Annotated in this window: 2 protein-coding genes; both read left to right on the top strand. The window is 54.0% G+C overall.

The window, feature by feature from the left end; all coding sequences use genetic code 11:
- The first annotated feature begins 42 nt into the window (after positions 1–42).
- A complete protein-coding gene (locus tag ACI4N7_RS06010; protein ID WP_439732446.1) occupies positions 43–720 on the top strand; it encodes a hypothetical protein in 678 nt (225 codons plus the stop codon).
- Positions 721–758: 38 nt separating this feature from the next.
- Positions 759–1,430 (top strand): RsiV family protein, encoded by a 672-nt coding sequence (locus ACI4N7_RS06015; protein ID WP_439732447.1) that lies wholly within the window; start codon positions 759–761, stop codon positions 1,428–1,430.
- Positions 1,431–1,742: the final 312 nt, after the last annotated feature.

Consider the following 1,742-nt stretch of genomic DNA (forward strand, 5'->3'; position numbering starts at 1 on the left):
TCATGTATAATAAAGAAAAGAGAAGGAGGGCAGGTATACCATATGAATTTTAAGAAAACAGGGATCATGATGCTGGCGGCACTGGTGATTTCCGCAGGCGGTGCAGCGGTGGCGGAGGCGTCTTTATGGCCGGGACTGGCGGCGAAGGTGTCGGAGAAATCGGGAGCCTTCAGGACGGATGATTTCCATCAGGGCACCATGACCTTCCGCAGTCCCTATCTGGTGACCCATCTCAATAATGAAGAGTTCGCCGGCCGGGTGAATGCGGCTATTGCCAGGGAGAAGGAACGGTTTGCGGCGGAGCTGGCGGAGGATAACAAAGAGCGGCGGACCGAGGGCTGGATGGCATGGCATGAAGGTCTGGTGGGAAATTTCATCAGCAACAGTGAAGGCATTACCAGCATTGTACTGGTGGAGCAGAAGCTGCAGGCCGGAGAGGAGCACGGGAAGACCTTTGCCAAGGGGCTGAATTTCAACAGCGCCGGCGACCTGTTTGACCTGGCTCAGGTACTGCCGGATCTGACGGTGAAGGATGTGAATGCCTGCATCGAGCTGACGGCGAAGAAAAAGAATATTACCCTTCTGCCCAATCATGAGGTGACGGAGCTTCCGTCCAATTTCTATGTAGGAAAAAACCGCGTAGTCTACGCGATTTACCAGCAGGACGACCTCACGCCTTTCAGTGAAGGAGTATTTTCCGTTCCCATCGGAAAGGTATAAAAACCTGCAGACAGTCATTTCGTAAAGGAGGAATTTCTATGAAATGGAAAATGGCGGCGCTCTCACTGGTTCTCCTGGCAGCCCTTTCCACAGGCAGCGCCGGGGCGGAGTGGACCCTGGGGCCCGGACTGGCACCGCCCCTTCCCACAGACCGGGCTTTCTCTACAAAGGGCTGGCAGGAGGGAAACATGAATGTGAATATTCCCGTTTCCAAAGATCCGAACCTGCTGAAACGGGCCCGCATCAATGCGGCGGTGGAAGTGGAAACCGCCCGTTTTACCAGAGCCATTGAAAAGAGAAATGAAGACTGGAAAACATCCGGCTGGATTTCCTGGCAGTCCGCCATGGACAGAAAGGACAGCCCCGTCACCAGCTTCCTTCTCATAGAATCCTCCTACCCCGACCGGGCGGCTCATCCCATGAGCTATGCGGTGGCCATGAATTTCGACGGTCTGGGTCATCGAATCACCCTGAGGGATATGAAAAAGAAAATGGAAAATCTCACGGTGGAAGAAGTGAACCGGCAGATTGAAATCCAGTGCAGGGAAAGAAATATCCCCCTTTTTGAAAAATACCACACCATAAGAAAACTGCCGGATATCTTCTATATAGGCAAGGACAGTCATCTCTACCTGGTCTTTTCGCCCTATGAAATCGGCCCCTATTCCAGCGGGTTCATTGCCATTGATATGGGGGAGATAAGGGGCTAATGGGCTGGTAGCTAGTTACAAGCTGCAAGTTCCTGGTCCCGATCCCAATCCCGATCCCGGTCTCAGTCCCGAGCCTGCCGAAGGCATCCCAATCCCGGTCGCGCCGCAGGCGCCCCGCCGACTGGCATTTATCAGCGATTGTCTCACTTACTTCCTGCACCAAGATTCTTCACTGTGTGGAGGTCCTGCATAGGACCTCCAAGTCAGCCGAAGTTGGCCCTTAGCCTGCCCATTAAAGGGCCCTCCTATTGTCGGCTGACCGACCCAGAATGACAGTGTCAGGCAGGGCTACCCAATCCCGATCTCGATCCC

Source organism: Dialister sp., assembly GCF_051885895.1.
In the GTDB taxonomy this organism is placed as follows: Bacteria; Bacillota; Negativicutes; order Veillonellales; family Dialisteraceae; genus Dialister.